The organism is Latilactobacillus fuchuensis, assembly GCF_900258455.1.
In the GTDB taxonomy this organism is placed as follows: Bacteria; Bacillota; Bacilli; order Lactobacillales; family Lactobacillaceae; genus Latilactobacillus; species Latilactobacillus fuchuensis.
Map to the genome: position 1 here is coordinate 1,652,718 of NZ_LT984417.1, position 13,122 is coordinate 1,665,839.

At 41.2% G+C, this 13,122-nt stretch carries 12 protein-coding genes, 1 tRNA gene and 1 other annotated feature; of the genes, 2 read left to right on the plus strand and 11 right to left on the minus strand.

The window, feature by feature from the left end; translation table 11 throughout:
* Positions 1-177: 177 nt before the first annotated feature.
* The 6 genes from LFUMFP_RS07880 to LFUMFP_RS07905 all read right to left on the minus strand — a co-directional run bounded on the left by LFUMFP_RS07880 (position 178) and on the right by LFUMFP_RS07905 (position 3,436).
* Positions 178-402 (minus strand): DUF1310 family protein, encoded by a 225-nt coding sequence (locus LFUMFP_RS07880; protein ID WP_233210636.1) that lies wholly within the window; start codon positions 400-402, stop codon positions 178-180.
* A 338-nt stretch (positions 403-740) separates the two neighbouring features.
* Positions 741-1,052, minus strand: coding sequence for a hypothetical protein (locus tag LFUMFP_RS07885; protein ID WP_106483395.1), 312 nt, complete (start codon positions 1,050-1,052; stop codon positions 741-743).
* A 16-nt stretch (positions 1,053-1,068) separates the two neighbouring features.
* Complete coding sequence (locus tag LFUMFP_RS07890; RefSeq protein WP_106483396.1) at positions 1,069-1,404, minus strand: hypothetical protein; 336 nt, start codon at positions 1,402-1,404, stop codon at positions 1,069-1,071.
* Positions 1,404-2,663 carry a lipase family protein gene (locus LFUMFP_RS07895; RefSeq protein ID WP_106483397.1) on the minus strand — a complete coding sequence of 420 codons (1,260 nt, stop codon included), beginning with the start codon at positions 2,661-2,663 and terminating at the stop codon, positions 1,404-1,406. Before LFUMFP_RS07895 ends, LFUMFP_RS07890 begins: the two co-directional genes overlap by 1 nt.
* On the minus strand, positions 2,660-3,052 hold the full coding sequence (locus LFUMFP_RS07900) for a hypothetical protein (RefSeq protein ID WP_158697735.1): 393 nt from the start codon (positions 3,050-3,052) through the stop codon (positions 2,660-2,662). Before LFUMFP_RS07900 ends, LFUMFP_RS07895 begins: the two co-directional genes overlap by 4 nt.
* Before the next feature lie 300 nt (positions 3,053-3,352).
* A tRNA-Leu gene (locus LFUMFP_RS07905) sits at positions 3,353-3,436 on the minus strand.
* Between the two features lie 103 nt (positions 3,437-3,539).
* Between LFUMFP_RS07905 and LFUMFP_RS07910 the strand changes: the two genes are divergently transcribed.
* Positions 3,540-4,373 carry an NAD(P)H-hydrate dehydratase gene (locus LFUMFP_RS07910; RefSeq protein WP_025083779.1) on the plus strand — a complete coding sequence of 278 codons (834 nt, stop codon included), beginning with the start codon at positions 3,540-3,542 and terminating at the stop codon, positions 4,371-4,373.
* Positions 4,374-4,410: 37 nt separating this feature from the next.
* Here the strand turns inward: LFUMFP_RS07910 and LFUMFP_RS07915 are convergent, their stop codons facing one another.
* The 3 genes from LFUMFP_RS07915 to LFUMFP_RS07925 all read right to left on the minus strand — a co-directional run bounded on the left by LFUMFP_RS07915 (position 4,411) and on the right by LFUMFP_RS07925 (position 8,850).
* Positions 4,411-5,118: a pseudouridine synthase gene (locus tag LFUMFP_RS07915; RefSeq protein WP_025083780.1), complete on the minus strand. Its 708-nt coding sequence runs from the start codon at positions 5,116-5,118 to the stop codon at positions 4,411-4,413.
* On the minus strand, positions 5,115-6,752 hold the full coding sequence (locus tag LFUMFP_RS07920; protein WP_025083781.1) for a putative polysaccharide biosynthesis protein: 1,638 nt from the start codon (positions 6,750-6,752) through the stop codon (positions 5,115-5,117). The genes LFUMFP_RS07915 and LFUMFP_RS07920 overlap by 4 nt, the downstream gene beginning before the upstream one ends.
* A 919-nt stretch (positions 6,753-7,671) precedes the next feature.
* Positions 7,672-8,850 carry an MFS transporter gene (locus LFUMFP_RS07925; protein WP_106483399.1) on the minus strand — a complete coding sequence of 393 codons (1,179 nt, stop codon included), beginning with the start codon at positions 8,848-8,850 and terminating at the stop codon, positions 7,672-7,674.
* Positions 8,851-8,994: 144 nt separating this feature from the next.
* On the opposite strand from LFUMFP_RS07925, the gene LFUMFP_RS07930 reads away from it, so the two are divergent.
* The gene (locus tag LFUMFP_RS07930) at positions 8,995-9,369 is read left to right on the plus strand and encodes a winged helix-turn-helix transcriptional regulator (protein WP_025083783.1); all 375 of its coding nucleotides are present in this window, start codon (positions 8,995-8,997) and stop codon (positions 9,367-9,369) included.
* A 370-nt stretch (positions 9,370-9,739) separates the two neighbouring features.
* Here the strand turns inward: LFUMFP_RS07930 and leuS are convergent, their stop codons facing one another.
* Both leuS and LFUMFP_RS07940 read right to left on the minus strand, forming a co-directional pair.
* Complete coding sequence (gene leuS / locus LFUMFP_RS07935; RefSeq protein ID WP_056950056.1) at positions 9,740-12,163, minus strand: leucine--tRNA ligase; 2,424 nt, start codon at positions 12,161-12,163, stop codon at positions 9,740-9,742.
* A gap of 58 nt (positions 12,164-12,221) precedes the next feature.
* Positions 12,222-12,428, minus strand: a binding site (T-box leader).
* A 23-nt stretch (positions 12,429-12,451) separates the two neighbouring features.
* Positions 12,452-13,122: LysM peptidoglycan-binding domain-containing protein (locus LFUMFP_RS07940; RefSeq protein WP_158697736.1), on the minus strand; the 671-nt coding region annotated here is incomplete at its 5' end.

Sequence of the window (13,122 nt, forward strand, 5' to 3'; positions counted from 1 at the left end):
CCCTACGTTATATTTCGAATACTCATGTCTAGCAATTTCAATATTTTCAGTATCATTAAATATTTCCTTCATTATTAGACTTTGCCCCTTCCAAAAGTTTATCCAATTGTGCTGAATAACCACTTATGCCAGAATCTTTATCCAACTCATCATCATTATTACTATTCAAAGTAAACCTTACATATAATTTTTTTGATTATTTATGTAGAGGGTCCCGTCTATTCCCCCCATCGGATTATGCTCAATCGTTGAATAATCAACTGAATAGTTTTGAATAATGCCTTCTTTAGTAAAAGCTTTAGAATCTAATTTCAGAATACCATCTTCAAAAATATTGGTTGCTTCTTTACTTTTAACGATGTCGACCATCTCTTGATGAAATGCCTCCTGTTTCTCATGCATATAAACTAACCCTCCTCCAAGTATGATTGCGATTATGACAACACTACTAATGATGATTTTCATTGTTTTAGTCATTTTTTAGTTCTCCATCTTAATTCATTATGATTAAAGTGTCAGATTCGATTGCACACTAATTTCACCAAAATTCTTCTAAAGTCTATCATAATCAGTTGCACGATAGGTCGGATTATCATGAACGTCTTTAAATCAGCCCTCAATGTCGTGCAAATATCGTTTTATTTGATAATCATTGCAAAATAATAGGCACACTAGCATCACTGTTTTAACAGCCTTGCTAACGTGCCTATCTATACTCAAATCATATTTCACAATATAGCTCATAGTTTCAATAACCTTTGATTTTCGTCACTATACGCTACTTTCATCTTTGAAACAGTTTTGCCCTTGATGTAAATTGGCATTTCGGTTAAGGGTTGATTTAACCGCTCACTAACCGTTTCAGCGGATTGTCGCGCAATCTTTTTAGCAGTGCTCTTTTTATGAGCAACTATTTTCAAAGTCGCTACACTGAAATTAGTCGAAATACTTAATTTTTCTAACGCCTTTGTTTGCGCCAATCTTTGTTGTTGAATGGCTTTGAATTGCTTATCTAATTCATTTCGATGGCTTTCTGCTACAAAATCAACCATTAATATTCTGCTCCAATCATTTCTCTAAAAGATTTTGTTGGGTTTTGCGATATTGAGCTTCATTGCTTTCAATCTGCTCTTTGATTGCGCTCTGATGGTGATTAAGTAACTGATCAATCTCATTTCTGGTCGTTGCCAACTGGTTCATTAATGAGGTGTGGTCAACATCGACGGCAACTGCTTGCATCACATAATGATATCGCTGATACAAAGCTTCCAAATCAGTCGCATTTTGTCTTTTTTCAAATTGTACCTGATCGGCCATCGCCACCATTAAACGCTTTGATTGCCGATAATCGGCCTCTAAAACAGCTTGTTTTGTCCTTAATGCTTCTCTTTGACTAGTAACCATTAGCTAAACATCCCCGCTAATTCCTGATCAGTGGCCATCATTCGATCAACCACCAGTTTAATATTGGCTGAAAGCGCCAAGTATTCTTGCCCGACAGCCTGTGCTTGGTCTATTTTAGCCGTCAATTTTTGCGTTGGTTCATCAACGACGGTTTGACGCCTGACGCCACCAGCTTCCAATGCTTGAATCACTTCATTGTCAGATAAATGAGCCCCAATCAGCGCCGCAGACTTGATGGTCTGTTGCCAAAGTGGCTCAAACTCTTCAATTGCCGCATGATACTGTTTAATAATTTGGCCGATACCATCGCCAGCGATTCGATTTAAACTATCCGCCATTGCAATTGCTTCTACCGCATCAACGGCAATTTTTTCAGCATGGGTAAACGTCCCACCCGATTTTTTTAGTGATTTAACTAGTTTCTTAATTGCAGACTGCTTCTCATCAAGCAAATCGATATCGTTCTCCATTTGCGCCTTCAGTTGTTTCGCCTGACCCTTTTGATTAAATTTAAACGTCGACAACATATGCGTATTATGATTTTTTAGCATGCCGCTTGCAGTTGTTTGGCACCAGACTGTCTTTCCAGTGAACCCATCAATCCCCAAAGTTTTAGAATCGGTCTCCGACCATAGATCACCTTGATGCCGATAATTCCTCAATGACTCCGGATGAGCCAATGCCCAAAGCCGTTCAGTATTCGTCATCGCATTCCACGGGTCCGGCGCCGAAAATACAGTTGCCGAAACATGATAATGACTGCCTACCAACAACGCAATCGCGCCTCCTAAAGAATGGCCCGTTGTATCAAGCGTTGCGTTCGGATACTTAGTCTGAACCTGTTGGTAGAATTTTAAAGCCGAATCGAATTGGCTAGCAGTGATATACTTCTGCGATTTTTCGTTGGTTAACATCAAGTTTTTACGATTACCAGCACCGATACCCTGTAAGTCTTCCGCGACATCTTTACGATCACTAAAATTAGTTCCGGCATACGCAACTGTAATCTGCGTATAATCGACATTCCCATTTTGATCAATTGGCGCCACAGCCATCCCTTGGAAACCGTTTGTGTCATACCCATGACTATTTTTAGTATCGTTAGTGTCAACGGTCTTTAGAACTTGATATTTTTGACCACCGTTTTTTGGATAATTTTCATAAACAAATTTTCCACTTCTAATTGGTTTTTTTAATTTTAAAGCATCAGCGTCATAAACAATATTATCTAAACTGGCATATTGCTTTGTTGTCGTCATTTCAACACCGCCTCATCTCCGTTACTATATTTAACTATTACAGAATTTTTAGTTTCCTTTCCTATTTTTTCTTCAGGAAAATCTTTATCGACTCCACCATAGGAACCACCATCTTTCCCTGTTGCAATTTCATACCAGTTATCAGAAATTTTTAATTTCACTTCTATGTACCAAGTACCAAAATCATTTTCAGTTTTTGAAAACTGCCCACCATCTTTATCAAAAATAATCTCTTCTAAATCCGTATACTCATTTCTCAATGAAATTGCAGATTCTCTTTGATATTCCAATTCTTTAGTCACTTTATTGTCCATATAAATCTTTGCCCCCATCCTAATTCCAATCAATAACAAAATGATACCACTTACAATAATCAATATTTTTTTCATAAAAATCACTGGCACCTTTATTTTCATATTTTTTTAATTCTAACATAATAGTTCATATGATTTGCCACTCCGACATGAACGACCAAAAATTTGTTCTCAACGTCATTCAAATATCATTTTTATTGATACGGCAGGCTACATTTCTTGTTAGTATCGCTACACAAAAACAGCAATCACTGTTTTTTTAATAATTGATACACTTTTAACAAAGACATATTGAATCTTATACTATTTAATTTAAAAAAAGCACCAAAACCACTGATATATCAATGGTTTTGGTGCTTTTTATTTTTCTTATAGTGCCCGTGGCAGGATTCGAACCTGTACTTGGAAACCCAAACAGCGACCTGAACGCTGCGCGTCTGCCAGTTCCGCCACACGGGCAAAAATTGCTACAAGACTATTGTACCAGTGTTAGCAAGCCCTGCCAATACCTTTTTACCAATCTTTGGCTTATAATAGAATCAAAATAACTGGAGGGATTCCGATGCAAGTTATTACAACCGAAATGGTGCAAAAAGTGATTGTTAAACGACCCGCCAATAGTCATAAAGGCCAGTTTGGCCGCGTTCTAATCATTGGCGGCAACCAACAATATGGTGGCGCGGCCATGATGAGCGCCGAAGCGGCTGTAAATGCCGGTGCGGGTCTGGTAACGGTGATGACCGATCAAATCAATCTGACTAGCCTACACGCTCGGTTACCCGAAGCGATGTTTGTTGATTATCAAGCGCCCACCAATCAACTCGCACAAACCATTCGAAACGCCGATGTCATCGTGATTGGGCCCGGTCTGGGCTTAACCGCCCACGCCTTAATGTTATTGCAACTCACTTTTAAAACGGTGACGGCGACCCAAACTTTACTAGTGGATGGCTCAGCACTGACCTTAGTCGCTAAACACCACTTACCATTGCCCAACACGCAATTAATCCTAACACCACACCAAATGGAATGGTCGCGCCTCAGCCAGTTACCAATTGCCCACCAGACTATTAGCGCTAATCAACAATCATTAGCCCAGTTAGGTCAACCAATTTTAGTTTTAAAGAAACATCACACTGAAATTTATCACGACCAAGCAGTTTACCAATTAACAATCGGCACCCCCGCTTTAGCGACCGGTGGTAGTGGTGACACGTTAACTGGGATTATTGCCGCCTTTTGCGGTCAATTCCAAACCAGTATCGCAACGGTCAACGCTGCGGTTTATACGCACAGCGCGATTTCAGATCAACTTGCGCAAACCCAATATGTCACTTTACCAACCCAGATTATTCAAGCGCTGCCGGCATTTATGGCAAAGCTGTCCCAATCATAATCAGTAAAAAAGCCAACTCAGTGAGTTGGCTTTTTTGTTATTCTTTTAAGGCTTCAATTTCAGCCGTGGTTAATGCGCGGTATTGCCCAGGTAATAAGTCCGTGGGCAAGGTTAACGACCCCATCGTTAACCTTTGCAACGTCAACACTTCTTTGCCGACTGCGTGAAACATCCGCTTAACTTGATGGAACTTACCCTCATGAATTTCAACGGTAATCAGACTAGTTTGCGTTTGTTCATCCGTTTCGAGAATCATCAATTGCGCTGGTTGCGCTTGAAAATCACTTAATTGGATTCCCGCCGCAAACTGCGCTTGATCCGTTTCCGTCACAATCCCAGCAATTTTAGCCTGATATTTTTTAGAAACATGCTTCTTCGGGCTTAATAATGAGTGGGTTAAATCGCCATCGTTGGTTAATAATAATAGCCCAGTTGTATCTTTATCTAGCCGGCCAACCGGAAATAAATCAGCCCGATAATCGGCCGGTGTTAATAAATCGATGACCGTTTTTTGCGGATCAGTGGTCGCCGAAATCACGCCCGCCGGTTTATTGAGTAACCAATAAAAATCAGTTTGATAATGAATCGGTTCGCCATCGACTTCAACAACAGTCGTTTCAGTCACCTGAAACTTGCCGTTGCCAATCACTTGGCCGTCAACCTGGATTCGGCCGGCCTTAAAAAGGGCTTTTAACGATTGCCGACTCCCCACTTGCATATAACTTAAAAATCGATCGATTCTCATTTTAATTTCAACTTTCTTCTAAAGCGATCCATGTTGGTTCCAAGAACGAAATCAGCTAACCGAGTCTTCAACGCTAAGGCAGCGTAAACACCGGCCCCAATCCCAACACTAATCACCAAGACCAAGACACTTTGTAACCGACTGTATGGGTTGAAAACAAGGTATAACAGCTTAACCGCACCGGCAGTGACGATGTACATGATTCCTGAGAAGATTAAGACCCCTGCTAAACGACGTATGGTTTGTAAGACATCAAAATGGTAGTTGCGACGTAACGCCATCAACATTAAAATCGAACTCGTGGCAAATGCCAAACCAGTGGACGTCAATGGCCCGTACACACGAAAGAAATAAATTGCTGGATATTGCGCTACAATTTTAACAATAAAACCGATCATTAAATAAAAGAGCGCTGTTCGATTTTGATAGAGTCCTTGTAAAATCGCCCCTAAAACCGTGAATAACCCTAATAAAATTGAGATATATGATGAATATTGTAAAACATTGACCCCTAAAGCATCGTAGCCATAAAATAGTGTGTACAATGGACCAGCCACGGCCGCCATCCCACACGCTGCAGGAAGCATGACGAAACTAAAGAGCTGAATAGTACTCCCAATTTGGCGCTTTAATTCCTTTTGATTCCCACGCACATGAGCAGCTGACATCAATGGAATCGCAGTAACCGCCATGGCAGCGGCTAACGAAACCGTAATTGAAATCAATTTATTGGCGTTAACGGCAAATAAAGTATACATATTCCATAATTGATGATCACTCGCAATCACAAAGTCACTCATCATTCGATTAAAACTAAATTGATCAATAATATAGACTAAATTAATACTGGCATCAATCACGATAAACGGAATTGATTGTTTGATAATGCCTTTAAGCAAATCAGTCGTTGAAACTTCAATTGCGTTATTACTATTTTCAATTAACTTTTCAAGCTTTGGTCGTTGTCTTAAATAGTGCCAGACAAGTAATAATAATCCGGCGATTGCCCCGATAAACGCAGCAAACGTTGCTTGTGTAACGGCGGTCACGTAACTCCCTTTGGCAACTTGTGTAATCATAAAAACGGTAATTGTCATGTAGGCAACTCGTGCAACCTGTTCAACAAATTGTGAGATGGCGGACGGTGCCATTTCAGCATAACCTTGGAAAAATCCCCGCATAATACTGAGTAACGGAATAATCAATAAAGGCCAACAGAGTGAATGAAAAACTGGAATCATTCGTGCATCACCTTGAGAAAGAACGGGTGACAATAAATATAAAGCCCCCGCCGAAAGAATCCCCATCACTAACATTAAAATCAATGATTTTTCAAATAACTTTTTCCCAATGCCATATTCGTTCATTTCATTATAATGTGCAATTTGCTTCGATAACGCCCCTGGAATACCGGCCGTCGAAACAACAATTAAAACACTGTAAATCTGATAACCTCGTCCAAATAAATTATTGGCGGCAATAAAATTAACGCCAAACCAAATTGGCCACGGAATAACATAGACAGCCCCTAAAATTCGCGAAAAAATACTGCCAGCTGTCATCCAAGCAGAACCGCGTAACATCTTACTCTGCGAAGAAGTGTCCGTAGTCCCCGTTTCTGGTGAATTGGTCATTTTTCATAACTCCTTGTCTAAACATCGAAAAGCGTCTTCCTACTATTCTAGTTGATTGCCACCATCCTTGCAATTCCTTTAACAAAACTTTAGAAAATATTTCAGGGTGTGAGTTCTCACGAAAGCTTCTGAGCATTAGCCTAGTTCCGTGAATAAAGTCCGTACTTGGGACTTTATTTGCGAAACGTAGCTAAGCACAGGAAGCTGTGAGAATGAGCACGTTTTAGGCAGAGTGCTGTGCAAGCCGTTCAGCTTCTGAGTATAGCCTAGAGTAGTAAATTATGACCGAACTATGGTCATGATTTGCTATTCGTAGCTAAACGGAAGAAGTTGGCTTGAACTGCACGTTTGGGGCAGAGTGCTGATTCGAACGGGAGGCTTTGAGGATTAACATAAGGACAGAACTTATAGTGCTCTTTACCATAAATTATGCCCTGTAGTTAACCGGAAAAGGCTGTTCGAGAAGCACGTTTTGACCAGAGTGCTGTACAAGCCGGGTAGCTTCTGAGTATAGCCTAGAGTAGCGAATTGTGACCGAACTATGGTCATGATTTGCTATTCGTAGCTAAACGGAAGAAGTTGGCTTGAACTGCACGTTTTAGGCAGAGTGCTGCGTACACCGGGTAACTTCTGAGTATAGCCTAAAATCAGAAATTATGACCGGTTTTGAGTCATGATTTTTGATTTGTAGCTAGACGGAAGAAGTTGGTGTACGCAGCACGTTTTCGAAGAGTGCTTATCAAGCGTTCATACTTTGAGCATTAACCTAAGAAACGTTATTATGGTTGCCTTTCACCATAATGACGTTTCTGTAGTTAAGCGGAAAAGTTTGCTTGAGAAGCACGTTTCAGAATACAAATTCTCACACAACATCAAAAAAGCCAACTACTCCTTTTTTCAGGATCAGTTGGCTTTTCAGTTATGCTGCTTTTTTCGTCATTCGAATTAACCACCACGTTAATAAAATACTGATGAAAACCATCGCAGCGCCAAAGATTGGCGTGCTGCCCAAGCCCCACGCGGCAGAAGCTTGACCGCCGACTAGTGAACCGATCGTAATCCCGACATTAAACGCCGAAATATTTAAAGCCGAGGCCAACGGAATATCATTCGGTGCATATTTTTCAGCTAGTTGCACAATATAGAGTTGCAGTCCGGGAACGTTCATAAACGCGAAGAAGCCCATCACTAAAACGTTGATTAAGCCGAACCAGTGTCCATTCAAGGTGACTAAAAAGAAAATTAGGGTCACTAATAATCCGATAAACATCTTTAAAAGCGCCAACAACGGCTGATGATTCGACCATTTACCTCCCAAGGTATTACCAATCGCCACCATTAAACCGTAAATCACTAAAATAATGACGACCGCACTTGGCGACCACCCCATTTTCGTTTCTAAAATCGGCGTCACAAACGTATACACGGTAAAAGTACCCCCGTAGCCCAACGCCGTAATCAATAGCGCTAAAACGATTTGACGATTCATGAAAACCCGTTTAATCCCACTAAAATGACTTGGCTGACCTAATGGTAAATCGTTCGGCACTAAGAACCAGTTGGCGATTAAACCGAGCACCCCGATCCCCGCAATAAAGATAAACGACATATGCCAAGTTGATACTTGTCCAATGAAAGTTCCAAGGGGCACGCCCGTCACGGTTGCAACCGTTAATCCGGTAAACATGACTGCAATCGCACTCGCCCGCCGTTCTGGTTCAACAACATCGGCGGCAATCACTGAAGCGATTGACATAAATATCCCGTGTGCCAAGGCTGAAATGATCCGCCCTAACAAGACAATTGGAAAAATAGGCGCAAAAGCGACGGTTAAATTACCGACGATAAACACTAACATAATCCCTAACAATAAATTTTTACGCGGCCAACGACTGGTTAAAATCACTAGAATTGGGGCACCGATGGTAATCCCCAACGCATACATCGAAACAGTCAAACCGGCTTGACTCATCGTAATCCCAAAATCCTTAATCATCAGTGGCATTAACCCGACACTAATGAACTCGGTCGATCCGATGGCAAAGGCACTGATTGCTAAAGCCAATAACGTTAAATTGGCACGTTGTTTCTGATTCATTTTCCACACTCCTACACTTTTTATTGATGTAGTCTATTATTCAATAGAAGTGGTTACTGCACAATTACGCACTTTTTTGTTATTAGGTTACTCAAAGGTTATAATTGGTTATTATCACAATGAAAAGGTGAATCAAAATTAAAAATGGATGAGAAAATATATAACATCGGCGTTGAAGCGACGATTGAAATCATCGGCGGTAAATGGAAACCAATCATTTTATGCCATCTGCGCAATCAACCCTTACGAACCAGTGAACTGTGCCAGAATATTCCCGGTATCTCCCAAAAAGTGCTCACGCAACAATTGCGCGAATTAGAACGCGATGGGATTATTAATCGTAAAATCTATCCAGAAGTCCCACCTCACGTTGAATATCGTTTGTCCGAATACGGTCAATCACTCAACCAGATTCTCAATCTACTCTGTACTTGGGGTGAACAAAATATCGATCGCCGTCAACAAGCCGGTGAATCGATTAAGGTGTTGCACCACGACCAGATTAATCCACTTTATTAACCAAAAAACTAGCCACCACTATTTTCAAGTGATGGCTAGTTTTTTTGGTGCTGAAGAGTTTGGCAGCTCTAGGTTAATCCTCAAAGCCTGACCAACTTGAATTAGGCACTTCGATCTTAACGTGCTTTTGAGTTGCAACAACTTCCGCTTAACCTAAAATTCCCAATTATCTTAAAAATCAAGATAACTGGGAATTTTCTGTTAATGCTCAGTTGCTAAGCGCAACTCAACACACTTACTTCTTTAACGTGCTTCTGAGCTAGCTTCTTCCGTCTAGCTACAAATCGGACGTCATGACTAAACTTCAGTCACAACGTCCGATTTTAGGCTATACTCAGAAGCTGACCAGCTCAGTCAGCACTTATTTCTTTTAATTTGCTACCACATTAACAATTTTATTTGGTACGACAATTACTTTGCGGACTGTTTTTTCGGCGATGAAGTCGGCGATTTTTTCGTTCGCCATTGCTAGAGCTTCTAGTGCGTCTTTGGCCATGTCTTTTTCAACGGTGACTTTGGCTTTCAACTTACCATTAACTTGTAGAATAACTTCGACTTCGCTATCCACTAGTGCAGCGGGATCGAACGTTGGCCATGCTTCGTAACTGATTGATTCAGTATGCCCGAGCATTGTCCACAATTCTTCCATCATATGCGGTGCAATTGGGGCTAACATCTTAACGAAGCCTTCTGCATAGGCCATTGGGAATGTATCGGCTTTATAAGCATCATTGATGAAGACCATCAATTGCGAAATCGCAACGTTAAAGTGCATGTTTTCGAAATCTTCTGTCACCTTTTTAACGGTTTCGTTGTAAGATTTCTTCAACGTTTCATCATTTGCTTGAACTAATTTACTTGAAACTTGATCTTGTTCGTCGGTATCTTCCTCAGTGTATAAACGCCATACCCGGTCCAAGAACTTCCGTGCGCCGGCTAGGCCCTTTTCACTCCAAGAAATTGACGCGTCCAAAGGTCCCATGAACATTTCGTATAACCGTAACGTATCGGCACCATAGCGATCAACCACGTCATCCGGATTAACCACGTTGCCTTTTGATTTCGACATTTTTTCGTGGTTATCACCTAAAATCATCCCTTGGTTATACAACCGTTGGAATGGTTCTTTGGTTGGCACAACACCGATATCATACAAGAATTTATGCCAGAAACGAACATAAAGTAAATGTAAGACGGCATGTTCAGCACCACCGATATACATATCAACCGGTAACCATTCTTCTAATTTAGCAAAATCAGCTAATTTATCGGGGTTTTTAGGATCAATATAACGGAGGTAATACCATGAACTACCCGCCCATTGTGGCATCGTATTGGTTTCACGACGGCCTTTACGGCCATTTTCATCCGTTACGTTCAACCAATCAGTTAGGTTGGCTAATGGACTTTCGCCAGTTCCTGAAGGTTTGATGTCGCTCGTAATTGGCAATTCAAGTGGTAATTGGTCTTCAGGCACTACTGAACTCGTACCATCTTCCCAATGGATAATTGGAATGGGTTCACCCCAATAGCGTTGGCGTGAGAACAACCAATCACGGAGTTTGTAACTCACTTGTTCGTGACCCGCATCATGTTCTACTAACCACGGAATCATGCATTCAATTGCGGCTTGTTTATCTAATCCATCTAAGAAATCAGAATTAATCATTACGCCAGCTTCGTCATAAACGGCTTCTTCTGGATTGCCACCAGCAACGACTGGTTTAATCGGTAAATCAAACTTCTTCGCAAATTCCCAATCACGCGAATCATGGGCTGGTACGGCCATCACTGCGCCAGTTCCGTAAGTGGCTAACACATAATCCGAAATCCAGATTGGTAATTGTTCGCCATTCACTGGGTTAGTGGCGTAAGCACCAGTGAATGCACCGGTTTTATCTTTCGCCAAATCAGTCCGTTCAAGATCACTTTTGTGTTCGATTTCTTTCAAATAAGCATCAACGGCCGCTTTTTGAGCGGGAGTCGTGATTTTAGCCACCAAAGCATGTTCGGGGGCCATCACAATGTAGCTGACACCGAATAACGTGTCCGGACGCGTCGTAAAGACGGCGACTGAATCAGTTTGCCCTTCAATCGCAAACGTGACTTCAGCGCCCTTAGAACGGCCAATCCAGTTACGTTGCATATCTTTGACACTTTCAGGCCAGTCAACCGTATCTAAATCGTCGATTAACCGATCAGCATAAGCCGTGATTTTCAACATCCATTGACGCATTGGTTTCCGATAAACCGGATAACCGCCCCGTTCTGTTTTGCCGTCAATCACTTCTTCGTTGGCGACAACGGTTCCTAAATCAGGACTCCAGTTAACGGGCACTTCGGCTTCATAAGCCAAACCCTTTTCATACATCTTTTCAAAAATCCATTGCGTCCACTTGTAGAAACTAGGATCAGTCGTATTGACTTCACGATCCCAATCGTAAGAAAAACCAAGTGAATTAATTTGACGTTTAAACGTGTTGATATTTTTTTGCGTAAAATCAATCGGATTATTACCGGTATCTAACGCGTATTGTTCAGCGGGTAAGCCAAACGCATCCCAACCCATGGGGTGTAACACGTTAAAGCCTTGCATCCGTTTCATCCGCGCTAAAATATCAGTTGCGGTATAGCCTTCTGGATGACCAACATGTAGGCCTTGGCCGGATGGATAGGGGAACATATCGAGTGCGTAGAAGTTCTTCTTATTCTGATCTTCTGTGGTTTTAAATGATTTGTGGCTTTGCCAATAAGCTTGCCACTTTTGTTCAACTGCGCGATGATCGTAAGTCATAAAAACACTCCTCTTCTGGTTTATTTAACGAAAAAAAAAAGTCCTATGGTATAAAATACCATAGGACGAATTGACCGCGATGCCACCTAAGTTCTGCCCAACACAAATTGGACAACTCTCTGGCCTTAACGCGGCTCACGTTCCAACTTACTTAATTCAGTCGAAAACTCAAAGGCGAGTTCATCAGTATTAAAGACGTATTCTCACTAACCATACGCTCGCTGAACACTTAATACTGACTACTAATCCTCTTCAACGTTAAATAATTGTACTTAGCATACCAAACTCTTACTTCAATTTCAAGGTTTGACCAACTAAGATTAAATCTGAATGTAAATTATTGATTTGTTTTAATTGCGTGATTGATAATTGATTCTTTTGCGCGATTGACCAGAGACTATCACCAGACTTAACGGTATAAGTCTTCGCTGTCGATGCAGACCCTTGATTATTGTTCGACATACTCGTCGTTGTACTGCCTAATTTTAACACTTGACCCGGATAAATAAAATTATTTTTAATATTGTTTAATTGAACTAATGTTGCCATTGAGATGCCAGATTTATTGGCAATTGCCCAGACTGAATCACCAGATTTAACCGTGTAAGTTTTTCCAGTTTGATTAGTTGTCGTTGAACCCGAACCCGTGTTGCCGGTACTAGTACTACCAGAACCACTTTGACTCACAACTAAGACTTGACCAGGGTAGATAAAGTTATTGCGGATACTATTCCACTTGACTAAATTCGCCATCGAAATGCCGTACTTATTAGCAATCGCCCAAACTGAATCACCGGATTTAACCGTGTATTTCGTGCCAGTTGCGGGTGTCGTTGTGCTGCCCGTATTACCGCTGTTGCTGTTACCACTGCCAGCCGCTGATTTAGAAACGATTAACACATCGCCAGGATGAATCATATTATTTTTGATGTTATTCCAACTAATTAAATCGGTCGTTG